The 23,932-nt window shown below is 44.7% G+C and carries 16 protein-coding genes; 1 reads left to right on the top strand and 15 read right to left on the bottom strand.

The window, feature by feature from the left end; all coding sequences use genetic code 11:
* Positions 1-18: 18 nt before the first annotated feature.
* The 11 genes from GJU41_RS14405 to GJU41_RS14455 all read right to left on the bottom strand — a co-directional run bounded on the left by GJU41_RS14405 (position 19) and on the right by GJU41_RS14455 (position 14,413).
* Positions 19-1,056: an aldose epimerase family protein gene (locus tag GJU41_RS14405; protein WP_154319006.1), complete on the bottom strand. Its 1,038-nt coding sequence runs from the start codon at positions 1,054-1,056 to the stop codon at positions 19-21.
* The gene (gene galT / locus GJU41_RS14410) at positions 1,007-2,560 is read right to left on the bottom strand and encodes a UDP-glucose--hexose-1-phosphate uridylyltransferase (RefSeq protein ID WP_070879495.1); all 1,554 of its coding nucleotides are present in this window, start codon (positions 2,558-2,560) and stop codon (positions 1,007-1,009) included. The genes GJU41_RS14405 and galT overlap by 50 nt, the downstream gene beginning before the upstream one ends.
* Positions 2,557-3,555 carry a UDP-glucose 4-epimerase GalE gene (gene galE, locus GJU41_RS14415; protein ID WP_070879494.1) on the bottom strand — a complete coding sequence of 333 codons (999 nt, stop codon included), beginning with the start codon at positions 3,553-3,555 and terminating at the stop codon, positions 2,557-2,559. The genes galT and galE overlap by 4 nt, the downstream gene beginning before the upstream one ends.
* Positions 3,552-4,733: a galactokinase gene (locus GJU41_RS14420; RefSeq protein ID WP_154319007.1), complete on the bottom strand. Its 1,182-nt coding sequence runs from the start codon at positions 4,731-4,733 to the stop codon at positions 3,552-3,554. Before GJU41_RS14420 ends, galE begins: the two co-directional genes overlap by 4 nt.
* Positions 4,730-6,676: a beta-galactosidase gene (locus GJU41_RS14425; RefSeq protein WP_070879492.1), complete on the bottom strand. Its 1,947-nt coding sequence runs from the start codon at positions 6,674-6,676 to the stop codon at positions 4,730-4,732. The genes GJU41_RS14420 and GJU41_RS14425 overlap by 4 nt, the downstream gene beginning before the upstream one ends.
* A 3-nt stretch (positions 6,677-6,679) precedes the next feature.
* On the bottom strand, positions 6,680-8,911 hold the full coding sequence (locus GJU41_RS14430) for an alpha-galactosidase (RefSeq protein WP_070879491.1): 2,232 nt from the start codon (positions 8,909-8,911) through the stop codon (positions 6,680-6,682).
* A gap of 14 nt (positions 8,912-8,925) precedes the next feature.
* Positions 8,926-10,647, bottom strand: a complete 1,722-nt coding sequence (locus GJU41_RS14435; protein WP_070879490.1) for a glycoside hydrolase family 35 protein — start codon at positions 10,645-10,647, stop codon at positions 8,926-8,928.
* An 11-nt stretch (positions 10,648-10,658) separates the two neighbouring features.
* Positions 10,659-11,468, bottom strand: a complete 810-nt coding sequence (locus GJU41_RS14440) for a carbohydrate ABC transporter permease (protein ID WP_070879738.1) — start codon at positions 11,466-11,468, stop codon at positions 10,659-10,661.
* 71 nt (positions 11,469-11,539) lie between these two features.
* Positions 11,540-12,391 (bottom strand): carbohydrate ABC transporter permease, encoded by an 852-nt coding sequence (locus GJU41_RS14445; protein WP_070879489.1) that lies wholly within the window; start codon positions 12,389-12,391, stop codon positions 11,540-11,542.
* Positions 12,392-12,461: 70 nt separating this feature from the next.
* A complete protein-coding gene (locus GJU41_RS14450) occupies positions 12,462-13,733 on the bottom strand; it encodes an ABC transporter substrate-binding protein (protein WP_154319008.1) in 1,272 nt (423 codons plus the stop codon).
* Between the two features lie 293 nt (positions 13,734-14,026).
* On the bottom strand, positions 14,027-14,413 hold the full coding sequence (locus tag GJU41_RS14455) for an Hsp20/alpha crystallin family protein (protein ID WP_070879487.1): 387 nt from the start codon (positions 14,411-14,413) through the stop codon (positions 14,027-14,029).
* A 347-nt stretch (positions 14,414-14,760) separates the two neighbouring features.
* Between GJU41_RS14455 and putP the strand changes: the two genes are divergently transcribed.
* Positions 14,761-16,245 (top strand): sodium/proline symporter PutP, encoded by a 1,485-nt coding sequence (gene putP, locus GJU41_RS14460; protein ID WP_212031452.1) that lies wholly within the window; start codon positions 14,761-14,763, stop codon positions 16,243-16,245.
* Between the two features lie 285 nt (positions 16,246-16,530).
* Here putP and pruA read toward each other — a convergent pair whose 3' ends face one another.
* The 4 genes from pruA to pcrA all read right to left on the bottom strand — a co-directional run bounded on the left by pruA (position 16,531) and on the right by pcrA (position 23,862).
* Positions 16,531-18,078, bottom strand: a complete 1,548-nt coding sequence (pruA, locus tag GJU41_RS14465) for an L-glutamate gamma-semialdehyde dehydrogenase (RefSeq protein WP_070879484.1) — start codon at positions 18,076-18,078, stop codon at positions 16,531-16,533.
* Between the two features lie 353 nt (positions 18,079-18,431).
* A complete protein-coding gene (locus tag GJU41_RS14470) occupies positions 18,432-19,640 on the bottom strand; it encodes a CamS family sex pheromone protein (protein ID WP_070879483.1) in 1,209 nt (402 codons plus the stop codon).
* Between the two features lie 15 nt (positions 19,641-19,655).
* The gene (gene ligA / locus GJU41_RS14475; protein ID WP_070879482.1) at positions 19,656-21,665 is read right to left on the bottom strand and encodes an NAD-dependent DNA ligase LigA; all 2,010 of its coding nucleotides are present in this window, start codon (positions 21,663-21,665) and stop codon (positions 19,656-19,658) included.
* Between the two features lie 28 nt (positions 21,666-21,693).
* Positions 21,694-23,862 (bottom strand): DNA helicase PcrA, encoded by a 2,169-nt coding sequence (gene pcrA, locus GJU41_RS14480; RefSeq protein ID WP_154319027.1) that lies wholly within the window; start codon positions 23,860-23,862, stop codon positions 21,694-21,696.
* Between the last annotated feature and the right edge of the window lie 70 nt (positions 23,863-23,932).

A 23,932-nucleotide genomic window follows, 5' to 3' on the forward strand; every position in this document is an offset into this window, starting at 1 on the left:
TTGTTATAGATAAGAAAATTATATTAGTCCAAACGTAAATGATGTCCGAGAACGGTACGCTTCATGTGCCGCAAGCCTATGTGTCGGCAAGCCTGGGATCAGAAGCGATTCCGGGATGCGCTGTGTCTCAATGCAGATGGCCGCATATGGCCCGGTTGCCTGACCCGGTTTTAATGGATGATCGGTGTCCATCTTGTTCGCCATGTAAATGACAGCTGCGGGATCTGTTGTCTGCACAACCATCTTCCTGCCGCTTTCCTGCTCCTCTACTGACACTTGGTTGAGGTCTCTTTGTTCAAATAGAAAAAGATGGTCAAAACCGTTTCCGACCTTGATGATCTGCTCGTGGTCAGACTCTGCTGCTTCTCTTAATAGTTTACCAGTTTTCAGGTCAAATGGGGTTTCTTTTGCACGAATCCATTTGCCTGTTGGAATCGAATCGTCATCGAATTCGGCGATGGCATCACTTTTCATTGTAAGAGAGTGGTTCAGCACGTTCCTTCCGCTGTCCGCTGATAAATTAAAGTAAGCGTGGTTTGTCAGGTTGAGCCATGTATCTTTGTCCGAGCGCGCTTCGTAATCAATGGTGAATGTGTTGTCGCAGTCAAGACGGTATGTGATCTGCACATCCAGATTTCCCGGATAGCCGCCTTCCCCATCCCTGCTGAAATGAGTGAGGATGACTTCTGCTGCATCCTCATGCTCCACGGTTTTCACGTTCCAGAAAACTTGATGAAAGCCATGAGGGCCTCCGTGCAAATGATGCTCGCCTTCGTTTGCCTCAAGTCTGTACGGACCAAGCTCTGCATTTGGCACCCGTCCTGCGACGCGGCCGATCAGTGCTCCTAAGTAATATGGATTTTCGATATACTGCTCAGCATGGTCATAAGTTAAAACAACATTCTCAAAGTTTCCGTTTTTATCTGGTGCCATGATCGACGTGATCGTTCCGCCAAGGTTTAAGAAGCTGACCGAAAAGCCCTGGTCGTTTTCAAGCGTATATTTCTCAATGTTTTGCTGCGGGTGCGTGAGTATCGTTTCGTGAAGGATTTTCATTTTTATCGTTCCTCTCTCTTTTTAAACTCTGGATAAAATGACTAAAATGATTATTCCCTTCATTTGTTCTTTTAAAAACTCCCGCATCCTCTAATACTCTGGTAAATTTTAATCCTACTTCTTTTTTCAAGATCCCATCTGCCGTTGTTTTTTCAAACGATTGATAGTTAGAAAGCAAGTGCTGAACCCATTCCTCATGGTGCTTCGGGACTTCAGCCTCTTCCCCAAGGAGGAACGCTTCTATTTGCTGAAGCTCCTGTTTCAAACGCTCTGGAAGAACAGCCAAGCCCATGACTTCAATCAGTCCGATGTTTTCTTTTTTAATATGGTGCAGATCTGCATGCGGATGGAAAATGCCCATTGGATGCTCTTCGCTCGTTCTGTTATTGCGAAGGACGAGGTCCAGCTCAAAGCGGCAGTCTCTCATTCTCGCAATCGGCGTCACCGTTTGATGGGGTTCGTCTTCTGTAAAAGCAATAATCTCTGCTTCTTCATTGGAATAGGATTTCCATGTATTCAGTACGTGCTCTGCTGCAGAAACGAGCGCCGCTTTATCTGATGATCGCAGTCTCAGAACCGACATTGGCCATTTCACCTTTGAGAAGGCTACCTCAGGAAAGCTTGCAAGTTCAAATGTTTCTTCATCAGGAGCTTCCGCCATCGCAAATGTGTACTTGCCCGCCTGATAGTGATCATGAGAGAGGATCGATCCGCCCACGATCGGAAGGTCCGCATTTGAGCCGATAAAATAGTGCGGAAACTGCTCAACGAAAGCAAGTAATCTTCGGAAAGCATCTCCATTTATTTTCATATCTCTGTGCTCGCCTGATAAAACGATGGAATGCTCGTTGTAATAGATGTATGGTGAATATTGAAAATACCACTGCTCATTCTCAAGGTTCAGTTCGATTACACGGTGATTGGATCGTGCAGGGTGTCCGATTCGGCCTGAATAGCCTTCGTTTTCAGCGCAAAGCAGGCACTTCGGATACTTGCTTGCCGATTTGACCGCCCGCTCCCTTGCGATATCACGCGGATCTTTTTCAGGCTTCGAGAGATTGATTGTAATGTCTATCTCGCCGTATTCTGTCGGCGTTTTATAATGGATGTTTTTCGCGATTCGTTTTGTCTGGATGTAATTGCTGTTCTGGCTCAGTTTGTAAAAATAATCTGTCGCGATTTCAGGTGACAGGCTGTAATACTCTTCAAACGTTTGCTGAATTGCAGACGGCTTATCAAGAAACACATTCATCAGATTGGCAGACAGCTTTTCTTTTTCATCAAAGGTTCCTTCAATGATGCCCCGTTCCGCTGTCTGCCGGACGATGATCTCAAGCAGATCAGGTATGGGAAGCAGCTTTTCAGGCAGATCACATTCTTCATAGGCATCAATCCCAAGCAGACCGAGAATCTGGTTTCGGGCATACATCCGGTCTCTGTCTGTGATGAATTTTTTCTGGATGGCTTGCTCAACTAATTGATTGACGAATGAAGAATTGTTCATCTGGAATCCTCTCCATATCCGTGTGGTTTTGTTTGGTGCCAGTTCCATGCGTCCTGCAGAATCGTTTTGATATTCGTTCGGGATGGCTCCCAGCCTAGAATCGCTCTTGCTTTTTCCGATGAAGCGACAAGTGTGCTCGGGTCGCCTGCACGTCTAGGAGCGACCTTTGCAGGAATTGGATGGCCCGTTACTTCTCTTGCTTCCTTGATCATTTCATTCACCGAGAAGCCCTGGCTGCTGCCGAGGTTCAAAATGATGCTTTCGCCTTGTCTGCTTAAATAGTTCAGGGCAAGCAGATGTGCGTCGATCAAATCTTCCACGTGGACGTAATCACGGATGCATGTGCCATCAGGCGTTGCATAATCATCTCCGAATACAGAGATGTGCTCTCTTTGCCCTAATGCTGCCTGCAGAATAATCGGAACCAAGTGTGTTTCAGGTGTATGATCCTCGCCGATTTCAGCTGTGGGTCTTGCTCCCGCAACATTGAAATAGCGCAGAGATACATAGCGGATGCCGTATGCTTCCTCGCACCAGCGCATCATTTTTTCCATCATCAGCTTGGATTCGCCATAAGGATTTGTCGGGTTTGTACGTTCCTTTTCTGTAATCGGAATGTACTTCGGTTCGCCATATACAGCTGCTGTTGATGAAAAGACGATTTCTTTCACATCGTGCTTCTGCATGACTTCAAGCAGAACTTGCAGTCCGTAGACATTGTTGTGAAAATACTTAAGCGGCTGCAGGACAGATTCCCCTACTAAAGAATTGGCTGCGAAGTGCAGCACCTGGGTGATGTCTTCTTTTTCAAACACGCTGTTTAAAAATGACTGATCTCTCAGGTCGCCTTCGTAAAAACCAGCTTTCGGATGGATCGCTTCTTTGTGGCCGGTCTGGAGGTTATCGACCACGACAACGTCCAATCCCTGATCTGCTAATTGATAGACTGCATGGGAGCCGATGTAGCCGGCTCCTCCAAGAACTAAAACGCTCATATATGAACCCCCAATTCAATTTCACATGCTCCGTCCCCGATATCTGCGATGTAGAAGGATGCCTCGTAGCCGACTGCCTTTAGGTAAGATTGGCCAACTTTTTCAAGGAAATCGCAGACACTTCCGCGCTCAACAATCGCGATCGCACATCCGCCAAAACCTGCGCCAGTCATGCGGGCACCGATGACGCCGTTCTGCTTCCAAGCAGCCTCGACAAGTGCATCGAGCTCTGTACCTGTTACTTCATAATCGTCACGCAAAGAGCGATGGGAAGCATTCATTAATTCACCGAATGTATAGAGGTCGTTTTTTTCAAGTGCTTCAAGCGCGTAAATGGTCCGTTCGTTTTCACTGACAGCGTGACGCGCGCGCTTTCTCACGGTTTCATCTGCAATGGAAACTGCGTATTGATTGAATGTTTCCATCGAGAGTTCTCCCAAAGACTGCACGGGTACCTTTTCCTGCAGGATCTTCAAGGCATCTTCACATTCCTGGCGGCGTTCGTTGTATTTTGATGCGGCAAGCTCTCTGCGTTTGTTTGTGTTCATAATCACGATAACGTGATGCTCTAAATGAATCGGAGCATAGCGGTATTGGAGCGTATTGCAATCCAGCAGCATGCCGCACGCTTTTTTCCCCATTCCGATGGCGAACTGATCCATGATCCCGCTGTTGACGCCGATGTATTGATTTTCGACAATCTGACCGAGCTTTACGAGCTCAATCCGGTCTATTTTCAGTTCAAAAAGAGACTCAAGCATAACGCCTGTAACCAATTCAATGGAGGCGGACGATGATAAGCCTGCGCCGTTTGGAATGTTTCCATAGATTAAGAGATCAAGTCCCTCTTCAATGAGAAAACCGCGCTGCTTTAAAGCTGCAATCATCCCTTTAGGGTAGTTCGCCCAATCATGTTCTGTCTGATAGCTCAAGTCATCAAGCGGGCACTCAACAATCCCCTTATCAGGAAAATTCACCGAGTACATGCGCAGCATCCGGTCTGAACGCTTTGACGCAAGCGCGTAAGTTCCGTACGTAATCGCACATGGAAAGACGTGACCGCCGTTGTAATCTGTGTGTTCCCCGATCAGGTTAATGCGCCCCGGTGCAAAGAAACTTCGATAGTCTCCGCTGCCGAACTTTTCCCTGAATAAGCCTTCTAATTCCCCCGCATTCATGATGAGTGTCCCCCTCGCTCCATGATTTTCGTTTCAAACGGCTGCAGCACTTCTCCTTCGAAAGCTGCTTCCTCGCGGTTGTGGTTCATGACAATCGCATGACCGCCCCGAACGACTACTTCAACACCTGGCTCGCTCTCGATGTATGAGATGCCTGATTCGTTTAAGACGGTTAAAGCTAGCTCTGAAAGGACGCCTGCTTCAGCACCTGTTCCGACGTAATATGCTTTTCCGTTTCCATACTCATTGACTGTTAAGGCTGCATAGTCTTTATAAAAACGGTCGCTGTAGGAATAAAGAGCATCTGCAGACGTTGTCCGGATAAGATCTCTCCAAACCTGCCCCTTCGCTTCTTTTTTGCTGTCTTTTGAAAGGATGGAAACGTGCTGGCCCGCATGAAGCGATTCGGCTTCATCGATTTCGATGCCGAGCAGTTCTTTTAATTGATAAGGCGATTTGTCGCCGAATGGAATGTTGTTGTCTTTATTTTTCATGCCGGCACGGAATGAGAAGATTACAGTGCCGCCGCTTTCTGTGAAGGCTTTTAATCTTGCAGCAAGCTCTTCATCTACAAGTGTAAGAACTGGTACAAGCACGACTTTATAATCTGAGAAATCATGGTCGTATTTGAGAACGTCCACGGATACATTCACATCATGGAACGGCTGGTACAGGCGCATTAATTCCTTTGTAAACTCTAGCTGTGAGCTCTGCTGCTGAATGCGCATCGACCAAATGTTATCAAAGTCATAAAGCACAGCTACATCTGATTGGATTGGTGCCTGGAACACGTCTTCATGCTTGCGGATTTCTTTAAACACTTCCTGAACTTCGTAAAATTTTCGAGAACGGGTATTGTCGGCATCGATAATGCCAAGGCAATACTGCTCTGCCCCTCTGTTCATGCCTCTGAAGCGGAAGTAAAGCATGTTGCTGCATCCGTGTGCAAATGCGTGGTACGACCATAATTGCGCCTGGCCTGGTCTTGGAAGATACCCGATAATGTCATGACCCTGTGCTCCCATCAGCTGTTCGACAATCCAGAAGTTCTCACGTTTGATGCCGCGGACAAATCCGAGCGTGAATGATAAGAAGGCTGGTGTGACAGGCTCTGTCAGCCCGCCCCAAACCGGGTAATTGTCGTAGGACACAAAATCTAAGTCTCTTGAAAACTCGTTGTGGTCGAACCATTTTCCGAAGAAGCCGCCTGGGAGATTTGTGGTAACCTCCTGATGAGTTCCCTTCAGCCTTTTTACTAGATTCAGATGCAACTTCGCGAATTCACTTAAAGACTCGCTTCTGAATCTTGCCCAGTCGAGCATCATCGCCGGGTTATGAACCGTGATCGTCGGCTTTGGAACGGGAATTTCCTCAAACGCGTTATACGTCTGTCCCCAGAAAATCGTTCCCCAACGCTTGTTCAGTTCATCAACCGAGTCATATTTTTTTGCAAGGAATGTGTGAAAAGCTTCTCTGCACTGACCGCAGTAGCACATATCGCTGCCTTCATGGCCGAGTTCGTTATCAATCTGCCAGGACACGATGCCGCTCTCGTTTTGATAGTGAGTGACCAGGTTTTCAACGATTGCCAAGGAATACGTTTGATAGTTTTTAGAGTTATAGCAGTACTGTCTTCTGCCGCCGAACGATTTCGGATGGCCGTTTTCGTCTTCTAGCAGAATATCCGGATGTTTTTTTACGAGCCAGGCCGGGAACGTTGCGGTCGGTGTTCCGAACATGACCGCGATGCCTTCTTTCTTAAACCGGTTTATGACTGTGTCAAAAAAAGAGAAGTCATACTGACCTTCTGAAGGCTCCATTAAGTGCCAGGCAAATTCGCCGATGCGCACCATGTTGACGCCCATTTCCTTCATTTTTTCAATGTCTTCGCCGAACAGGGATGGATCCCAATGCTCTGGATAGTAATCAACGCCTAAATACATGTCTCATCCCCCATTTTTCGTTAAGTGGAATACACTTGATTGGAAATCTCCGCCGCGCTCTGCATGATTCTTGTTCACACCGTTGTACTCAACCGGAAGCGGCAGTCCTCTTTGCATCAATTCATCTCCGCCATACGCCTGATCTGACCCGTTCACACGGTATGTGCTGTTTGCATCAAGGCCCGCAAGCTTCAATGTCTGGATTTTCTTCGGATTTGGAGTGGCCAGTACTTGATACCAGCCGATGAATGCTTCTGTCTGATCCTTGGAGACGACCATCCACGCTGTTTCATTCGATTCAAACGGGCTGATCAATCTGTGAAAATCGCCGTTTCTGATTAATGTACGGTGTGATTTATATGTTTCAATCTGAACTTTTACTTCTGCTTTTTCATCATCGGTCATTTTGTTCGGATCCAGCTCATAGCCGAACGTTCCGAAGTATGCGGCATCACCGCGCGCCTTTAAGGAAGTTCTGCGCAGCGTCTGATGATTTGGAATATCGGAAACGTGTGAGCCGATGCTGTAGATCGGATAGATAAAGGAGGATCCGTATTGGATTTTCAACCGCTCCACCGCATCCGTATCATCGCTTGCCCAGGCCTGGGGAGCATAATAAAGCATTCCTGCATCAAAGCGGCCGCCGCCTCCTGCACATGATTCAAACAGCACATCAGGGTATTTCGAAGTCAGTCTTTCATACAGGTCGTAAACTCCAAGAATGTATCTGTGGAAAAATTCTCCCTGGCGATCCTGTCCGAGTGCTGCAGAATACGCTTCCGTGATGTTGCGGTTCATATCCCATTTGATATAGCTGAGCTTTGCCGATTGGATAATGGAGGAGATTCTCTCATACAGATGATCCACCACTTCTTCTCTTGTGTAGTCGAGCACCCACTGATTGCGCCCGTATGAAACCTGCCGCTCGGGATCATGTATGACCCAGTCGGGATGCTTTGAAAATAAATCGCTTTCCTCTGAGACCATTTCAGGCTCAAACCATAGACCGAACTTCAGCCCCTCGTTTCGGACCGACTGTGACAAAGCGTCGATTCCGTCAGGTAATTTGTTTTTGTCCACAAACCAATCACCTAGTGATGTCGTATCATCGTTCCGATTACCAAACCAGCCATCATCCAAGACGAATAATTCAACGCCGAGTTCCTTGGCCTGCTTAGCAATTGCGACGATTTTTTCTGCATTAAAGTCAAAGTAAGTGGCTTCCCAGTTGTTGATCAGCACAGGACGCTCTCTTTTTTGCCAGACAGGTGCAATGAGATGCTCTCTGAAAAGGTTGTGAGCGGACTGAGTAAGACCGTTCAGCCCTTGACCTGAGTACGTCATGACAGCCTCTGGCGTATGGAACGTTTCGCCCGGGTTCAGGCGCCAGTTAAACTGGAACGGATGAATGCCCATTTGAATACGCGCTGTATCATAATGATCGACCTCAGCCTGCGCTAAAAAATTGCCGCTGTATACGAAGTGAAAGCTGTAGGCCTCCCCGCTTGTTTCAGTTGTATGCGGACGTTTCAGCGCCATAAACGGGTTATGATGATGCGAGCTTGCTCCGCGAATGCTTGAGATCGACTGAATGCCAGTTTGCAGCTTTCGTTCTTTCACATGTCTCTCTCTTGACCATGTTCCGGCAAGATGAACCATTGTATAATCATGATCACCGAGATCAAGTGAGAAGCTCATCATTCTTTCGATATCGACCGGCTGCTCTCCCGCGTTTTCAAGGCTTGCATGACGTGTGATCGAAGAGCTGTTTTCAAAGATTGTATAGTAGAGTTTAAGTTTCAAATCTCTCACTTTATCAATTAAGGTAATGATGAGCGTGCGCGCTTCGCCTGCATTGGCAAACGTAGCCGGCATGCCGGGGATGCGCTCTTTTCCATCAATCACTTCATAGGATGAATACTCAAACTTGCTGACAGAGCTTCCATTTGGATGCCGCAGGGAAATCGCCGGCTCTCTGAAATCGCTCGTTCCATACAGCGGGTATTCCTGACACACTGTCTCAAGTGAAAAGGCAGAATCGTTCTTTTCAGGATGACAGCTTGCCGCAGTCGGAATATGATAAGCGGCAAAATGAGAGAAGTCAGGCTGATGGTTCAATTTTTTTCCGTAGTACAGCTGGCCAAGCTCCCCGTTTTTCATGACATGAAAGATATAGCTGACCGTCTTGTTTGTAAGGTGGAATTGGTTGCGTTCTTCATTTATGAATATAGGCATCGCAGTGTGCTCCTTTAGCCAAGATTTGGTTCATTCGCAAGAGTGATGGAATGTGAATTTGTTCCTTCTAACTCGATAAGCAAAATCTCATTTGTTCCTTTTTTCAAAATAGGACCCGGCACGTACAGGCTTTTTTGAGGTCCTTCTGCGACCCAATAGCGGCCAAGGTTAAAGCCGTTCACCCACACATTTCCTTTCGTCCAGCCTTCAAGATCAATAAAGGTATCCGCAGGTTCTTCAATCGAAAGTTCACCTTTGTAATAACGCGGAAAGCGTTCATCTTTTCCTTCAATGAATGAAATGGCTTCCTCATCAGGATTAAGCGAATAGACGTCCCAATGGAACCAGTACTGATTGCCGATCCAGAGGTTATCGATGATGCCCTTTTTATCCTTTAAGTGCTTGCCGTAATTGACGCGTCCCATGTTTTCAACAAAGATTTCAAGGATGTTTTCCTTCTCGCAGAATGGCAGCTTAATCGTTTTTTCTGCATCATTGCGGTACACGGTGCGCTCGAGCTTCCCGTTAATGTAAATAAACGCTCTGTCGCGGATCGGCGTGATATCCATTTCGAGCTCGCCTTGCTTTGTGATCGTTGTTTTGTAAAGGATATAGCCGTAGTTCTGATCCAGTTCCTCCATTGATTTTGGAGCAATGAGCGTTACCGGTGTTTTTTGCTTCAGAAAATCGAACACACTCATTTGCTGTGTCAGCTGAACGGTTCCATAGTGTTTCTTTTCAGATGGAACCGGATTTTCATTAGGAACATCCGTATATTTAGACAGTACCTGCTTAACAGCACGGTATTTCTCCGTCGGGTCTCCCCATTCTGTCAAAAGTGCGTCGTAATCATAGCTCGTAATGGTCGGAGTGTAGAATTCGTAATGATTTGCACCGTTCATGTACCCGAAATTCGTTCCGCCGTGGAACATATAGAAGTTAACGGAAGCACCCTGTGATACCATTTTTTCGTATTCGGCAGCTACATCAGCAGCCTCTCGCGTATGATGCTTGCCGCCCCAATGATCGAACCAGCCGATCCAAAATTCGGCGCACATTTTCGGAGAATTCGGTCGAAACGTTTCGAGCGCGGCAAAGGCTTCCTCAGAGCGGGAGCCGAAGTTCAAGGTTGTCACAGCGTCCTTCATGGAGCCGTGCTGGATGAACTCTGGTCCGTCTGAGGTGAATAATAGAACATTAATTCCAGCCTCTTTAAAAAGCTGTGCTGAAGCATTCAAATACTCCAGGTCGTTGCCGTAAGCGCCATATTCATTCTCTACTTGAACGGCGATAACCGGTCCGCCGTTTGACGTTAAATGCGGCACGATTTTCGGCAGCAGGACATTAAAATAGGAGCGCAAATGTTCAAAGAAGAGTGGATCTGAGCTGCGGAGCGCCATTCCCTGCTCCTTCAGCAGCCACCCTGGAAATCCTCCGAACTCCCACTCTGCACAGATGTAGGGAGCCGGTCTGAGGATGACGTACAAATTCAATTCTTCTGCTTTTTTTATAAAGCGTTCAAGGTCCGCTAACCCTTCAAAGTAAAACTCGCCTTTTTTAGGTTCATGGACATTCCAAGGAATATAGGTTTCAACCGTATTCATGCCGAGCTGCTTCAATTTGAGCAGCCGGTCCTCCCAGTACTCCGGAACGACCCGGAAGTAGTGGATGCTGCCGGATAAAATCTGAAACGGCTCATCATTTGAATAAAATTGGTTCCCCTTTGTTGTCAGCATCTAAATTCCCCCTATTTCACAGCACTGCCGAGCATGCCTGAGATAAATTGCTTTTGCAATACTAAGAAGAAGATAATGATTGGAATCGTCGCAATTGAAACACCCATCATGACTTGACCGTAATCAATATATGAAAGACCCATTAAGCTTGAAAGAGCTACAGGGAATGTGTACATGCTTGCATCGTTTAACACAACAAGCGGCCACATGAAGCTGTTCCACTGTGTCATGAACAAGAAGATCGATGCTGCCGCAAGTGCCGGCCGCATAGATGGTGCTACAACTTTAAAGAAGATTTTCAGTTCCCCTGCTCCGTCAAGACGCGCTGCTTCAATCAGCTCTGTCGGGAACGCAAGGAAGTTCTGTCTTAATAAGAAAATCGCGAATGGGTAGCAAAGCTGCGGAGCGATAACCGCAAAGTACGTATTCAGCAAATTCAGCTCAGACATCATGCGGAATAGCGGTATTAATGTTGCCTGATACGGAATCATCATTGACAGTAAAAATGCAGTAAAGATAAAGTTTCTGCCTTTGAATTCAAATTTTGCAAGAGCATATGCTGCAAGCGAACATACGGCGAGCGCTGCGACTACATATAAAAGTGATACAAACAGAGAGTTGAACATAACCTGCGGAATATTAATGGATGCATTCAGGTTTTGGAAGTTCGTCATCAGCTGGTCGCCAGGCGTCAGTGTCGGCGGATTCGTAAACATCTTTCCTGAATCATTTGTCGCGCCGATAAACATCCAGTAAAACGGGAAAATCGAGATAATCAGGAAAAGCATTAATAAACTGTACATGCCAAGCTTCTGCGGCATTTTTTTGCTTCGCTTCTTCTTTGTTTCGGTTAGGAAATTCGTCTGGATGGTATTACTCGTTTCTGCATTCATTATCTATCACCTGCCACTTTAAATTGAATGAACGTTAGGATGCCTACTAACACAACCACGATGTATGCAATGGCTGATGCGTAGCCGAACTGGAAGAATTCGAATCCGTTTTGATAGATGTATAAGCCCAGTGTCATCGTTGAATCAGCCGGTCCGCCTTTTGTTAAGTTGAATGGCTCATCGAATAGCTGCAGCGTTCCGATTGTTGATAATGTTCCTGCGAACAAAATGACCGGCTTCAGCTGCGGAATGGTAATGTAGAAAAACTGTCTGATCTTTCCTGCACCGTCTAAAGAAGCAGCCTCGTACATATCGTTTGGAATGTTTTGCAGAGCTGCAAGGAAGATAACCATGTTATATCCCGTCCATCTCCATGTCATTGCTAGAATGATGGATGCTTTTGCCCAAAAGCTGTCTGATAGCCACGGAATCGCTTCCATACCTAAAAATCCAATCACCGTATTAATGATTCCTTCCTCCTGAAGCATGATCGAGAAAAGGATGGAATATGCCACAAGTGATGTTACAGCTGGAAGGAAAAACGATACTCTGAAAAATCCTTTTAAGCGCAGTAAGCCGCTGTTCAGAACACTTGAAAGCACAAGCGCCAGAATCAGCATGATCGGAACCTGAACGATAAAGATGATAAATGTATTCATTAGGGCTTTATGGAAAATTTCATCCTTGAATAACGTGACGTAATTATCGAATCCGGTAAAGATATATTCCCCTGCCTCAAAGGTTTGAAAGCTTAACAAAAGAGATGAAAATATCGGATATACTGTAAAAATAATAAAGAGTAAAACTGCAGGGGCGATAAACATATAAGGAAATAAACGTGTTTGACTCATGGAAGATCCCACCTTAAATTAGGAAAGGGCTGAATTAGATTCGGCCCTTTCTTTTTCATTTTTCAATGTATTATTTAATTCTGTTATCCAGGCGTTTCTGTGCTGCCTCGTATGCTTTTTCAATAGACACCTTGCCGCTGACTGATTCAGACTGGGCTTTGATTGATTCATCCATTGCCAGTGAATAGTTGCCTGTGTAGTTAACAGATGGAATGCTGTCCATTTGCTCTGTGAACGTGCTCCAGATCGGCTGGTTCGAGAAGAACTCCTGCTCTTCAGTGAAGATCGGCTCATCATAAACCGTGTTAAGCGTCGGGAATAAGCCGCCTTTCATTGCTTCAAGCTGTGTTTCTTCATCTGTTGAGAAGTATTCCATGAAGTCATATGCTTCTTGTTTTTTATCCGTAGATTGCATGATGACGTAGTTGCTTCCGCCTAAGTTAGAAGCACGGTTTCCGCCTTCTTCAAATGCAGGAAGAGGAATAACGCCCCACTTGCCTGATGTATCTTTGCCTTGTCCTGTGATGGAGCCTGAAAGCCATGCGCCAGATGGTGCTGCTGCAACCTCGCCGCTTACCATTGCGCTGATCCATGCATCCCAGCCGACTGTATTTTTCACTAAGCCTTCATCTTTAAGCTGCTTGATCACTTTTGCAGCATTCATTGATTCTTCTGATGTTAAAGCAAGCTCTCCTTTATCATCAAAGTAAAGTGAACCCTGCTGATTCATCATCATGCGGTAAAGACCGTCGTCACCGTTTAAATCAAGTCCAAGCATTGGTTTGCCTGTTTTTTCTTTAATGACTTTACCAGCTTCAACAAATTGCTCCCATGTTTGAATGTCTTCTGCTTTTACGCCAGCTTCTTCAAAGATATCTGTGCGGTAAAAGACGCCTGTCGGTCCGCCGTCAAACGGGAAGCCGACAATTTTATCATCAACCGTTAAAAGGTCTGTTTTACTTGAAGGAAATTTATCAGCTTGCTTATCAAAACCGTACTCTTTTAAATCTAAAAATGCTTTAGGATAAGATTCTGCATATCCTTGAATGCGGTCATCTTCGACAAGGACGATATCAGGAAGACCTTGCCCGCCCGCCTGCAGACCTGTTGTTAATTTCGAATAAACATCTTCTCTCCCGATTTCTACAATCTCAAGTTCAAAATCAGGATTTTCTTTCTTATAGCGTTCGGCTGCTGCTTCAAGTACAGGAACGTTGATGTTCCAAGCCCAAGCCGTCAATTTTTTGTCGTCTTTGCTTGTCTTTTCAGAAGATCCTCCTGAACAAGCAGAGAGCATGCCGATGATTAGAACCAGACTAATCAACCCTATTACCTTTTTCATGTTTTACCCCCTATTAATCTTAATCAAAAGATACTGACCGCAAAAATGAAATCGTTTACAGGATTAATAATAGAATAATAGTCGGAAAATTTCAAGTAAAATTTAACTAAAAATTTTTACTATTTTACCTTTTGTTTTACTTAAATAATTCTCACCCAAAGAAAAAGGCGCCGGAATATCCATCCGCGCCTTTCTATTATTGTATTCTTCTCTATTTTCATATTAAAAATTGAACTATATCACCATATTCTTTTTTACTTAAAATTCTGTCATTCTCTGATGCATGTTTTACTTCAGTCAATCTCGATTTTAGTAGATGCCTTCTTTGGAATCGTGATTTTCAAAACACCATTCCGGTAGTTCGCCTTTAAATTTCTTTTCACAGCTGAAGAGGGAATAGGAATTGATTGTTTGCCGTTTTTCTTCTCATTTTTCGCTGATTTTACTGTGATGATCAGATCTTCTCCGAGAATTTCAAGTTTAATATCCTCTTTTTCAATTCCAGGCAATTCTGCTTTCACAACAAATGCTGCATCCGTTTCTTCCGTCATAACCTGAAATCCTTTTGGAGCAAATGATTGTTTGAAATAGTCGTCGATGCTTCCGAGAAGAGTATTCTTAGGCCGCGAGACAAAAAAATCATTGATCAATTTCATCGGATCTTTACCGTTTGAATCCATGTTCAATCCTCCTGACTTACGTTCATTTATATCTCATTATCATATGTAAAAACACGGCTGTTTGCCTATCCATAAAAAAGTTGTTTTGTTTTATATCTGACTGCACATAATACGTAATATTGTAAGAAAAAAGGCACATCAGAAAATTCTGAATAGTTTTACTTTAATTCTTTTAAGAAAGCGCTTACGCATACAAGCACCATAGGTCACAAGCACCAAAACCCGCGCCATGCCTGTTTCAAATCCTTGAAACAAGGGAAATAGTTTGTTAGGTTAAGTAACCGTAGGGCTGAACGGATTGCAATTTTTGGTTCTTATTACATGATCACTTTAGTCAAAGGAGAGATTTGGTGGAAATTGGAACATTGGTATCACTCGGAATTTATTTTGTCGGCATGCTTCTTATTGGATTCTATGCCTACAAGAAGTCAACAGACGATGTGTCGGGCTACATGCTTGGGGGACGAGGACTCGGACCCGCAGTAACGGCACTATCGGCAGGGGCTTCAGACATGAGCGGCTGGATGCTTATGGGGCTTCCAGGAGCTATGTACACAACCGGATTATCAAGCATGTGGATAGCAGTTGGACTTACAGTTGGAGCCTATTTGAATTACATTTTAGTTGCTCCGCGTCTCAGAACCTATACAGAGGTTGCAGACGACTCCATTACAATCCCGGATTACTTTGAAAATCGCTTTAAAGATAAATCGCGTATTCTTCGCTTCGTTTCAGCGATTGTCATCCTTATTTTCTTCACTCTTTACACTTCAGCAGGATTAGTTTCAGGAGGACTGTTATTTGAGTCTTCATTCGGGCTTGATTATACAACAGGAATGCTTGTTACAGCCGGTGTCGTTGTAGCTTACACGCTTTTCGGCGGATTTTTGGCTGTCAGTTTGACTGACTTTGTACAGGGAATCATTATGTTTCTTGCACTCATTCTTGTACCAATCGTGGCATTTACTAATTTAGGCGGAGTCGGACCAACGTTCGATACAATCCGCGCAATTGATCCAACTTACCTGGACATCTTTAAAGGAACATCCGTTATTGGTATTATTGGATTTTTAGCATGGGGCTTAGGTTATTTTGGACAGCCTCATATTATCGTCCGTTTTATGGCGATTTCTTCTATTAAAGAATTAAAACCTGCACGAAGAATCGGCATGGGCTGGATGATTATTTCTGTCTTTGGCGCAATGCTTACAGGTCTTGTAGGAATCGCTTATGTCGATCAGACGGCGACAACTCTGGCAGATCCTGAGACCATTTTTATTAAGTTTGCACAGGTACTGTTTCACCCATTAATCACAGGGTTCTTGCTTGCAGCGATTTTAGCTGCGATAATGAGTACCATTTCATCGCAGCTGCTTGTTACTTCAAGTGCACTGACAGAGGACTTTTATAAAACGTTCTTCAGACGTTATGCAAAGGACAAGGAGCTTGTCTTAATCGGCAGACTGTCTGTCTTGCTCGTAGCCATTATCGGTGTGCTGTTATCACTTACACCAAGTGATACAATCCTTTCATTAGTAGGATATGCATGGGCAGGATTCGGTTCTGCATTCGGACCGGCCGTGCTGCTCAGCTTATACTGGAAACGTATGACGAAGTGGGGCGCTCTTGCCGGTATGATCGTCGGTGCTGTCACAGTGCTGATTTGGGTAAACGTCTCTGCACTGAAAGAATTCATGTACGAAATGATTCCCGGCTTCTTCTTAAGTTTACTTGCTGTTTACGTAGTCAGCTTGATCACAAGCAGACCTTCTAAACGCGTTCAAAATACGTTTAACGAAATGGAAGAAGTTTTAGAAGAAGAAACAAAGTAAGAAATGATAAAACGCTTAGGAGGCTGAATCTTCCTAAGCGTTTTTCTTTTGTGCTTTTTTTCTTTGATTTCTGAAATAGAGATGTATCATAATCGCTATCAAAAAACCGATGGAAAACACGATATCTTTTATTAAATCATCGATGGGAAAAACCATGGATAACATACTGAATATAAACAAGATGGAGGATAAAAATAAAAACGCATTTAACCTTTTTTCATTCATCTGGAATCACCTCACAAAAAGAGCTTAAACAAACGTTTGTTTAAGCTCTTTTTCCTTATATTACAGCGTTTCTGATGTTGTTTTTGCCTGAAGGTGAAGCAATAAATAATCCGGTCCGCCCGCTTTTGAATCTGTACCGGACATGTTGAAGCCGCCGAATGGCTGATAGCCAACGATCGCACCTGTACAGCCGCGGTTGAAATACAGATTTCCGACGTGGAAGTCTTCGCGCGCTTTTTCGATGTGATCACGGTTGTTTGTAAGGACTGCCCCTGTTAAACCGTAGTCCGTGTTGTTGGCAATTTCAATCGCATGTTCAAAATCTTTTGCTTTCGTAAAGCCGACAACCGGACCGAAGATTTCCTCCTGCATCAAGCGTGCTTTAGGATCAAGATCCGCAATGATTGTAGGCTGAATGAAGAAGCCTTTAGAGCTGTCTCCTTCTCCTCCTGCAACGAGCTTCCCTTCTTCTTTGCCGATTTCTACATAACTCATAATTTTATCAAATGCAGCCTGATCAATAACAGGACCCATAAAATAAGATTGGTCTGCTGTATCGCCGACTGTTAATTCTTTTGTTAGTTCAACTGCGCGATTCAGGACCTTATCATACACATCCTCTACGATGACTGCACGGGAACAAGCAGAACATTTTTGTCCTGAGAATCCAAATGCCGATTTCACGATTGATTGTGCAGCTAATTCCAAATCTGCGTCTTTATCAACGACAATCGTATCCTTGCCTCCCATTTCTGCAATAACGCGCTTCAGCCAGATCTGGCCTTCGTTCACTTTAGAAGCACGCTCATAGATGCGTGTGCCTACGTCACGTGAACCTGTGAAGCTGATAAAACGGGTGCGCGGGTGATCAACTAAATAATCGCCAACCTCAGCGCCGCTTCCAGGCACGAAGTTCAAAACGCCTTTAGGAAGTCCAGCTTCTTCCATCACTTCAACAAACTTGGCCGCAACGACCGGAGTAGTCGATGCCGGTTTTAACAAGACTGTGTTGCCTGTTACGATTGCAGCGATTGTCGTTCCTGCCATAATCGCAAACGGGAAGTTCCACGGGGAAATAATAATCCCTACACCTAAAGGAATGTAGCTGTAACGGTTGAATTCACCCGGACGGCTTTCAACCGGCATGCCATCCTTTAAATTCAGCATTTGGCGGGCATAGTACTCAATGAAATCAATTGCTTCTGCTGTATCCGCATCCGCTTCATTCCACGGCTTGCCTGCTTCTTTCGTTAAAAGCGCAGAAAACTCATGCTTGCGGCGGCGAATGATCGCTGCAGCACGGAAAAGAATGTCCGCACGAACTTCAGGCTTCACTTTACGCCACGTGTTAAATGTCTCATCTGCCACTTGCATAGCTTTCTCGGCTAACTCCCGGTTCGCCTTCGAAACGCGGCCAATCACCTCTTCTTTATTTGAAGGATTCACAGAAACAATTTTATCCTCTGTGGAAATACATTCTCCGCCAATGACTAAATTATAGTCCTGCCCTAAATATGACTCAACAAGTTTCAAGCCTTCAAGATAGGCTTTCTTATTCTCTTCTGCTGAAAAATCAGTAAATGGTTCGTGTTTGTACGGTATCATGATTTACATTCGCCTCCCTGCAAGTATGAAATGTTTACACCCCAATTCTAACGAAAGAGATGGAAACTTTCAAACTATGAGAAATTGTCATAATATTAAGTTTATTAATTAAGAGAGTAGTAGATTAGCTAGATTGAAGTGGAGGCCTCGGTTTGGAGCGCCAGAGAGTCAGGGCCCCGTTTTGGATAGTGAAACTCCTTTGTCCGCTTGTAAGATGGCCTTATCAGATAGTAAGAAATGCTTTTTGGATAGTTAGACTGAATCAGAACTCCCGCTTTAACAATTCACCAAGAAAAGGGCCATTCTCCGGTTTCATCTAATGTAAAAGCCACCCCACAATGTGAGATGGCTAACATTTATTGATAAATATGAACGGTCGGCTTTTCCTGTCCAGGTTTGCGGACGATCAGTGCCTCTTGGCCGCTTGTTGAATTGATGTTCACTTCAACTGAAACATAGTCAGGGAAATAGTCTACGACTTTCCCAGTGACAAACTGGGTAAAGGCAATGACTTCTGATTTTCCGTAGAACTGCATCGGTATATCAATCTTCAATTCTTGCATTTCTTCCCCTTTGTAAAAGGCTTTTCCGATGACGCCTGTGTAGTTAGGGAAAAATTCGTCGATATCCTGCTTGAATCGTTCAAAGAGATTGGCATCCTCGCGGTAATCTTCCATCCCTTGAGGCGACGGGAAAAAGACATATTCCTCATCAATGCTGTCCCATTTGCCGATTTGATTGCTGCCGCCGTCTACTACTGTGCTTGCAATAAAGCTTCCCGGTACAATGGATGACTTCGGTGCTTGCTTGTATAAGGCAATGACAACTGGTACGTTTTCAAGACCTTTTTGAGTTCGTACACGTTTGATGACTTCTTCAGCCATCTTTTTCCCCTCTGCTTCAAGCTTCTGAGGATCAATGACATATTCTCTTTGCGGCTCACCGACCGCTTCACGGTAGTAATGAACCGAGTTTAGCGCAAGCCCGATGACCACTCCGCCGAGCTCAACTGTGTTTTCGCCTTTGCGGACTAAGTAATTGTGTTCAAGCATGTGTGCTAGGTAGATTGGGCTTTTTTCGTTCTTTTGAATGTAGTCGCCTTCTGTGGCTTCAGGCGGGTTCAGCCCTGTATTTTGAAAAGGTTCTTTTTTCGTACCGTTTGAATTTTTCCCTTTACTCTCTTCAATTGCTGCTTCAAGCTTCTCGCCTTCAAGCTTTCGGCTCAGCCATTTTCTTACCGTCTTTTCATCAAGATATTGTCCCTCTTGATATAGATGATCTTCCGCAGAAAATTCTTCCTGCGCCACTCTCATCAATCCCGTTTCGAATTCATCGATGTCTAAACGGGTATTGATATTTTCAGCAACGAGTCCTCTTGCTTTACCTTCTTTAAAAGGGAGAATCATTTTATAGTAGGAATCTGAAATGTTGTATTTAGGAATGATCGCTTTTTCGGTTGATTCATCTTCCGTTTCCCGCACGATTTCCTCTTGATCACCAAAGCTGGGTGCGCAGGCTGAAAGGAATAAACAGCCTGCGAGCAGCATTACCATTACTTTTTTCAAGTCGGAATACACCTCTTATTTTCTTAGTTCCTCAAGCAGTTTCGTCTCATCCCAAATGTCGATGTTTAACTCTTGAGCCTTTGAAAGCTTGCTTCCCGCATCTTCCCCGGCAACGACTAAATCTGTTTTTTTGCTGACGCTTCCGGCTACCTTGCCGCCGAGCGCTTCGATTTGGTCTTTTGCTTCGTTTCGGGAAAGCTCTTCTAGTTTCCCTGTTAAAACGACCGTTTTGCCTGCAAAGAAGGAATCTGATTCCTCTGCTTTTACTAGCTTTGGTCCTAAGTAAGCCATATTCACTCCGCATGATTTCAGCTCGGAAATCAGCTCATTCATCTCAGGCTGTTCAAAATAAGTCACAACGGCATCCGCCATCTTATCGCCAATTTCATTGACCGCAATAATCTCATCTCTTGAGGCTGTTTGTAATCGTTCCATTGTCTCAAAATGCTGCGCAAGCGTCTTTGCTGCCTTTGCACCGATAAAACGGATGCCAAGACCGAACAGCAATCTCTCAAGTGAGCTTTCTTTTGAGTTTTCAATCGCCTGAAGCAGGTTGTCCACTGATTTCTCACCCATCCGTTCAAGCTCGAGCAGCTGCTCTCGGGTCAATTTGTAAAGATCGGCAACATCCTTAATCAGGTTTTCTTTGAAAAGCTGGGCAATAACCCGCTCACCAAGACCATCGATGTTCATCGCATTTCTAGATACAAAATGAATTAATCCCTCGCGAATCTGCGCCGGGCACTTAGGGTTGATGCATCTAAGTGCTACCTCGCCTTCAATCCGGACAAGCTCGCTTTCACATTCAGGACAATGCGTCGGCATTTTGAACTCTTGCTCGCCGCCTGTGCGGTGCTCGAGTAAAACATTTACAACCTCAGGAATAATGTCTCCAGCTTTTTTGATGACGACATAGTCACCTAGACGAATGTCTTTTTCACGAATGAGATCTTCATTATGAAGAGACGCGCGTTTTACTGTTGTACCAGCAACACGGACAGGCTCCAGTAGTGCAGTTGGTGTAATGACACCAGTGCGTCCAACCGTTAATTCGATATCAAGCAGCTTCGTCATCACTTCTTCTGCAGGAAACTTATAGGCAACTGCCCAGCGCGGGCTTTTGGCTGTAAAACCAAGTGCCTCCTGCTGTTCAATCGAATCTACTTTGATCACGATGCCGTCAATTTCATATGGAAGATTAGCCCTTTTTTCCTGAAGGGATTCAATCAGCGTAATTACTTCATCAATTGAATCACATCTGCGGCGCTCTGTATTCGTTTTAAACCCAAGCTCCTCGAGAGCATCAAGTCCTGCACTTTGAGTGGCCGCTCCAGTTTCTTCACCAAGGTCTGCAATACTATAGACGAAAATATTCAGATTTCGTTTCGCCGCAATTTTAGGATCAAGCTGGCGAAGTGACCCTGCAGCCGCGTTGCGGGGGTTGGCAAACGGCTCTTCTTCGAGCTGAATTCTTGTTTCGTTTAATTTTTCAAAAGATGATTTTGGCATGTAGGCTTCGCCGCGCACTTCAATTGAAAGGTTTTTCTTTAATTTAAGCGGAATGGACCGGATTGTTTTTAAGTTTTCGGTGATATCTTCGCCTGTTGTGCCGTCCCCGCGCGTTGCACCTCGAACGAATGCACCGTTTTCGTAAGTGAGAGACACGGCAAGTCCATCAATTTTCAGTTCAACCATATACTGAACATCATCGCCGACTGCTTGTCTCACGCGGCGGTCAAAATCTCTGATATCCTGCTCATTGAAGGCATTTCCAAGGCTTAGCATCGGTTTCTTATGCTGCACCTTTTTAAATCCTTCAAGAATATTGCCGCCGACACGCTGCGTTGGGGAATCAGGCGTCTTCAGTTCCGGATATGTTTCTTCAATCTCAATCAATTCATGAAGAAGCTGATCATACTCAGAGTCAGGCACAGTCGGTTTATCAAGAACGTGATATTCATAGTTGTATTTATTTAATAAGTCATGCAGAGTTTCTGCGCGTTGTTTAGCTGCATTCATATCCATCCAGGGTCCATTCCTTTCCTTTAACGATCTACACTTTTTGAATCGGAGCAAACTTGGCAAGCAGACGTTTAATGCCTACAGGGCTTGGGAACGCAATATCAAGCTCTTTGCCTTCTCCTTCGCCTTTCACACTGACAACTGTGCCGATCCCCCACTTTTTATGCTCTGCTTTATTGCCGACAGACCAGGCAATTTCGTCTCCGCCTGTTGAAGCCGCCATAGGTCTGTTGACCTGAGGGCGTCTTTCCGGCCGGGTTTTCGCAGCAAATGGAGAAGTGCTCTTTTTCACTTCATTTAGATTCTCCAGCAGTTCAGACGGAATCTCTGAGATAAAACGGGATTCAGGATTCATGCTTGTACGTCCGAAAAGAGTTCTCATTTTAGCATTCGTAATGTACAGTTCTTTTTCGGCGCGGGTAATGCCGACATAAGCAAGACGGCGCTCTTCTTCCATCTCAGCTTCTTCCATAAGAGAACGGCTGTGAGGGAATACGCCTTCCTCGACACCCATCAAGAAAACAACCGGGAACTCCAGTCCTTTTGCAGAGTGGAGAGTCATCAGCACAACGGCTTCTTTAGAGGCTTCCTCATCTTCATCTAATTTATCAATATCCGCAACTAAAGCCAAATCAGTTAAAAAGGCTACTAAGCTTTTATCTTCACTGTTTTTCTCGAAGTTTTGCGTAACAGATAAAAACTCATCAATGTTCTCAAGACGGCTTTGTGCTTCGATCGTTTTTTCCGTTTTCAGCATGTCGCGGTAGCCTGTCTTTTCAATGACTTCCTCTGCAAGCTCAGTTACTGACAGGTAATCCTGCATGTTTGTAAGATTGCGCACAAGCTCACGGAAATCAACCATCGCACTGACAACACGCGCACTTACGCCTGCAAATTCGATTTGTTCAATCGCACCGAACAGAGATAAATCATTGTCGAGCGCATACTGGGCTATTTTATCGACTGAGGTGGCGCCTACACCGCGCTTTGGCGTATTAATAACGCGCGCTAAGCTGATATCATCGTCAGGATTGGCAATTAATCTTAAGTAAGCCAGGATATCTTTAATTTCTTTTCTGTCGTAGAACTTAATCCCGCCCACAATGGTGTAATTGATGTTTGATTTGAGGAGGATTTCCTCGATTACACGGGACTGGGCATTCGTGCGGTAGAGAATCGCAAAATCAGACAGCTTTCTTCCTTCTGAAGAAACAAGCTGATTGATTTTCCCCGCTACGAACTGTCCCTCGGCTGATTCACTGTCAGCGCGGTAATAGTTGATCTTCTGGCCCTCATCATTTTGAGTCCAAAGATTTTTCGCTTTGCGGTTCATGTTGTTTTTAATAACTCCGTTTGCCGCTTCAAGGATACGCTGTGTGGAACGGTAATTCTGCTCAAGCAAAATCACGCTTGCCGTCGGATAGTCTTTTTCAAAAGAAAGAATGTTCGCGATATCCGCACCGCGCCAGCGATAGATCGACTGATCAGAATCACCGACAACACATAAATTCTGAAAACGTGATGCAAGCATTTTAACCAATAAATACTGCGCCTTATTCGTATCCTGGTACTCATCCACATGGATAAACTGAAATTTGCGCTGGTAGAATTCAAGCACATCAGGAACACGCTGAAACAGCTGAATTGTTGTCATGATTAAATCATCAAAATCAAGCGACTGGTTTTTCAGCAGCTTTTTTTGATAATCCTTGTAAACATCGCTTGCAACCTGTTCATACATGCCGCCCGCTGTTTTTTCAAACTCTTCAGGTGTGATCAGTTCATTTTTCGCTCCGCTGATGCTTCCTAAAATACTGCGGGGATCAAACTTCTTTGGATCGATATTGCGATCTTTGAGAATCGATTTAATGACAGAAAGCTGGTCAGTCGTATCGAGAATCGAGAAGTTTCTGCTGATTCCAATCCGGTCGATATCTCTTCTTAAAATACGGACACACATGGAGTGAAACGTCGAAATCCAAATATCATCCGCACCTGGTCCGAGCAGCTTTCCGATCCTTTCTTTCATCTCGCGTGCCGCTTTATTTGTAAAAGTAATGGCTAGAATATTCCAAGGCGCTACGCCCTTTTCCACCATTAAATAGGCAATTCTTCTTGTGAGCACACTCGTCTTGCCGCTTCCTGCTCCGGCCATTATTAAGAGCGGTCCATCTGTTGCCTTGACCGCTTCTTTTTGCATATCGTTTAAACCATTCAATAATTGATCTGTTAAAAATTGCACGTTCCGGACACCACCTTATATCAAACGT

This window comes from Metabacillus idriensis (assembly GCF_009674765.1).
Taxonomy (GTDB): Bacteria; Bacillota; Bacilli; order Bacillales; family Bacillaceae; genus Bacillus_P; species Bacillus_P idriensis.

What these genes read in the sequence shown, in the direction of transcription:
- GJU41_RS14405 (WP_154319006.1), bottom strand. Translation starts at nt 1,056, where the DNA reads ATGAAAATCCTTCACGAAACGATACTCACGCACCCGCAGCAAAACATT.
- galT (WP_070879495.1), bottom strand. Translation starts at nt 2,560, where the DNA reads ATGAACAATTCTTCATTCGTCAATCAATTAGTTGAGCAAGCCATCCAG.
- galE (WP_070879494.1), bottom strand. Translation starts at nt 3,555, where the DNA reads ATGAGCGTTTTAGTTCTTGGAGGAGCCGGCTACATCGGCTCCCATGCA.
- GJU41_RS14420 (WP_154319007.1), bottom strand. Translation starts at nt 4,733, where the DNA reads ATGAATGCGGGGGAATTAGAAGGCTTATTCAGGGAAAAGTTCGGCAGC.
- GJU41_RS14425 (WP_070879492.1), bottom strand. Translation starts at nt 6,676, where the DNA reads ATGTATTTAGGCGTTGATTACTATCCAGAGCATTGGGATCCATCCCTG.
- GJU41_RS14430 (WP_070879491.1), bottom strand. Translation starts at nt 8,911, where the DNA reads ATGCCTATATTCATAAATGAAGAACGCAACCAATTCCACCTTACAAAC.
- GJU41_RS14435 (WP_070879490.1), bottom strand. Translation starts at nt 10,647, where the DNA reads ATGCTGACAACAAAGGGGAACCAATTTTATTCAAATGATGAGCCGTTT.
- GJU41_RS14440 (WP_070879738.1), bottom strand. Translation starts at nt 11,468, where the DNA reads ATGCCGCAGAAGCTTGGCATGTACAGTTTATTAATGCTTTTCCTGATT.
- GJU41_RS14445 (WP_070879489.1), bottom strand. Translation starts at nt 12,391, where the DNA reads ATGAGTCAAACACGTTTATTTCCTTATATGTTTATCGCCCCTGCAGTT.
- GJU41_RS14450 (WP_154319008.1), bottom strand. Translation starts at nt 13,733, where the DNA reads ATGAAAAAGGTAATAGGGTTGATTAGTCTGGTTCTAATCATCGGCATG.
- GJU41_RS14455 (WP_070879487.1), bottom strand. Translation starts at nt 14,413, where the DNA reads ATGGATTCAAACGGTAAAGATCCGATGAAATTGATCAATGATTTTTTT.
- ligA (WP_070879482.1), bottom strand. Translation starts at nt 21,665, where the DNA reads ATGGATATGAATGCAGCTAAACAACGCGCAGAAACTCTGCATGACTTA.
- pcrA (WP_154319027.1), bottom strand. Translation starts at nt 23,862, where the DNA reads ATGCAAAAAGAAGCGGTCAAGGCAACAGATGGACCGCTCTTAATAATG.